The organism is Lancefieldella rimae ATCC 49626 (genome assembly GCF_000174015.1).
GTDB lineage: Bacteria > Actinomycetota > Coriobacteriia > Coriobacteriales > Atopobiaceae > Lancefieldella > Lancefieldella rimae.
In genome coordinates this window covers 1-3,040 of the sequence record NZ_ACFE01000008.1, presented here as the reverse complement: position 1 = coordinate 3,040, position 3,040 = coordinate 1, and the positions used below count along the sequence as shown (strand labels likewise).

Annotated in this window: 4 protein-coding genes; 2 read left to right on the top strand and 2 right to left on the bottom strand. The window is 45.8% G+C overall.

The features are described from left to right. Positions 1-487 (bottom strand): hypothetical protein (locus tag ATORI0001_RS07960; protein ID WP_004264567.1); only part of this gene is annotated, 487 nt, incomplete at its 3' end. A gap of 233 nt (positions 488-720) precedes the next feature. Here ATORI0001_RS07960 and ATORI0001_RS07580 point away from each other — a divergent pair. Next, the gene (locus tag ATORI0001_RS07580; protein ID WP_004264570.1) at positions 721-924 is read left to right on the top strand and encodes a cold-shock protein; all 204 of its coding nucleotides are present in this window, start codon (positions 721-723) and stop codon (positions 922-924) included. Positions 925-1,044: 120 nt separating this feature from the next. Here the strand turns inward: ATORI0001_RS07580 and ATORI0001_RS07575 are convergent, their stop codons facing one another. Beyond that, entirely contained in the window at positions 1,045-1,752 is a 708-nt protein-coding gene (locus ATORI0001_RS07575) for an HAD family hydrolase (protein WP_003150658.1), read from the bottom strand. A 123-nt stretch (positions 1,753-1,875) separates the two neighbouring features. On the opposite strand from ATORI0001_RS07575, the gene ATORI0001_RS07570 reads away from it, so the two are divergent. Next, on the top strand, positions 1,876-3,040 hold a 1,165-nt coding region (locus ATORI0001_RS07570), incomplete at its 3' end, for an N-acetylmuramoyl-L-alanine amidase (RefSeq protein ID WP_004264564.1).

The window sequence follows — 3,040 nt, the reverse complement described above, 5'->3', positions numbered from 1 at the left end:
AATTTTTGAGGTAAGACCCGTTCTCATCCTTATAACGAAAACCCTCTGCGCATTTTTCCCAACCAAATGTGGGCTTGGGAGAATCGGAAGCAGATGCTTCAGAAGACTCTGAAGTGGAAGGTTGCGATGAGTCACCTGATTTCTCTAAGGAAGATGATGCTCCATTTTCAGTATTGTTTTTGTTTGCAGTGGAGGATTCTGTATTTGTATTGGTTTTTGGCGCGCCGTTTGAAGGAGCTGCGTTGTCTGCCTGCGAATTGTCCAAAGGTTTTGTCCCATGTAAGGGAGAGGTCTCGGCATTTTGCGTTGATTGAGAGGTATTCTCCGAAGTGGGTGTGCTTAATTGCGAATGTTCCTGAGAGTCTGTATTTTCCGCATATACGGTTTTTGCCGGAGCTATCAGCGAAATGCTTATCGCGAGCAGCGCAACAACAAGAAACAGTGGCAGGTCTTTTTGAAATTTTATATCAAAGTAGGTGCGCTGCATGGGCCTGCTCCTTCTCAAACTTAATGTTTATAAAATGTATATAAATTGAACATATGAGAATAGTATACAAATTTATATCTAAAATATGCCGCTCATCGGTGTACTTTATTCCGCCAACGGTTTCTCAATACAATATGGGTTCGTTAAGGTTATTATATTTGTTGTGGCATTGGCTACGGGTATCGCGCGAAAGCGCAGTGTTTGTCCCGCGGGACAAGAAAGAAAGGCACGAAATGGCTCAAGGTACTGTTAAATGGTTTAATCCGGAAAAGGGTTACGGATTCATCTCTCGCGAGGACGGCGATGATTTGTTCGTTCATTATTCCGAGATCGAGATGGATGGCTACAAGACTCTCGACGAGGGTCAGCCTGTTGAATTCGAGATTACTACTGGTCAGAATGGCAAGCTTCAGGCTTCAAGCGTTCACAAGATCTAGATTTTCTTGGATATGCCAAAGGAGGGGAGACTGGTTTTCAGTCTCCCTTTTTTGTTGCATTGGTTTATAGACCGGAATGTAGGCCAAAATGAAACGAGCTTTCCCGAATATGCCACTGGCTTAGCGTAAGCCGTTATTTTCACCGGTCGGCCCCACGAGTCTTGGATCGTTCCATGAGCTAATGGAATAGTCTGCGTACGGAGCCAGAAGATCCATGTTTTGTGTCTGGTCATCCGATTTGACCGCACAGGTAATAAGCGACAATGATTTTGCCGTCTTAAGGGCAACCGGAATATCTTCAAAAACTATGGTAGTGCGCGCAGAAGTTTTAAGCTGAGAAAGAACGTATGTATACAGATCGGGACGATCTTTTCCACATCCGACTTCAGATCCAAATGCTATGACATCAAAAAGTTCATGAAAGGGAATACGAGCCTCCATTGCACGAAAAACATTGGCATCGTTTACGGTTGCAAGTGCCGTTGCAATACCTTTACTACGGAGATAGCGGAGGTATTTCTCAGCACCAGGCCTCAAGACAACATCGTTTTGATATGCAGCTCTTCCTTTTGCGGTCCACTCGTCAATAATGTGGTCAACAGATTCATGCAGATGATAGGTTTCAATTACCCAGTGTGCGCCATCGGTAAAACCAAGAGGGGAAATGTGTTCGCTGAGGGTAGCATCATAGGGGATGTTCCGAGATTCAAAAAACTCCCGGTCAATTTTTTGCCAAAGCTGGGTTGTGTCAGCAAGCGTTCCATCAAAGTCAAAAATAGCTGCCGAGAAGTGCTCTGGAAAACGAAGGTTTCTGTCGGTTTTGCTCATATAAGATACAATTCCTCGCTGCGAATACATCTTTTCTTTGTGAACCATGTATTATGAGGTAAAATTAACAATTGCGTAATTTTTACACAGAAAATGCTTCACTCAGCTTTACATGGAGGATATATGAATCGAGCGAAGTTCTTATCCACAATGCGTCTGTGGGCGGTTTGCATCCTTGTTCTTTCTGCATTTTGTCTTGCGGGAAACATCCAAAGGGCATATGCCGAGACGTATACCACGATGGATTCATCAGGCAACTTAATAACATCAGACTCCCTTGAAAGCGCTATAGAAACTGCCCGAATAACCGGCAGACCCATTGCGCTTGATCCCGGACACAGTGATGGTATGAGTGGACGTGATCCGGGTGCCATTGGTCCTTCCGGTCTTCATGAGGGAGACGTAGCCTGGAACACCGCTATGAGCACGAAGTACTATCTTGAGAAATGGGGAATCAAGGTTGTTGTGGTGCGTGGGCAAAACGAGGATCCCACGCTGAAAGAGCGTGTACAGCGCGCCGTTGATGCAAAATGTTGCGCGATTGTCTCCATGCACTACAACTCAGCCGGTCCAAATGCCGTTGGATCGATGGTACTTACTCCTAGAAATATCCGCTACAACAATGATTTATATACCGCCGGTCAGAAGCTTGCGAAAGCCATCAATGGTGAGCTTAATAAGCGAGCCGGTATTACCAATCGTTGGGATTCCGCTCCAACAAAGGGATATGGCGGCGGAGATACGTATGACACCGGTGAGGAATCAGACTATTTTGGCATCATTCGATATGCTCGCAGAAATGGCATCTTAGGAGTCATCATTGAGCATGAGTTTATCTCCAACCCATCGATGGAGGCAAAGCTTTCCAACTCTGCCTTTATTGATCGTATTGGGTATGCCGATGCATGGGGCATCTGGGATCACTTCTATGCATCAAAGACGTGGTGGAGCATGAGCCGAGTTGACGCATGGTCCGGCTCAGACGGACAGATTACCATGCGCCCTCATCTTGTTGGCGTCGGTAGTGGAATGACGTACTCCTACTACTATAAGATCTCAGGAGGTTCGTGGGTAACTCTCGCAGAAAACACCACCAATACGTCGTATAGCTTTACGCCACTTTCAGGCGGCACCTACACCCTGTATATCACGGCAAAATCGTCTGACGGCACAAGCGTTTCTCGCCAGATGGAATATAAAGCCGGCACCATTCAACAAAGTTCGGGTTGGCACAAGACAGACAACGGATGGATGTATTTTAATTCCAATGGCGAAGCATATAGCAGCT

Bases quoted from the DNA above. Each gene is read 5' to 3' on its own strand.
- ATORI0001_RS07575 (WP_003150658.1), bottom strand. From the start codon at position 1,752: ATGAGCAAAACCGACAGAAACCTTCGTTTTCCAGAGCACTTCTCGGCA.
- ATORI0001_RS07580 (WP_004264570.1), top strand. From the start codon at position 721: ATGGCTCAAGGTACTGTTAAATGGTTTAATCCGGAAAAGGGTTACGGA.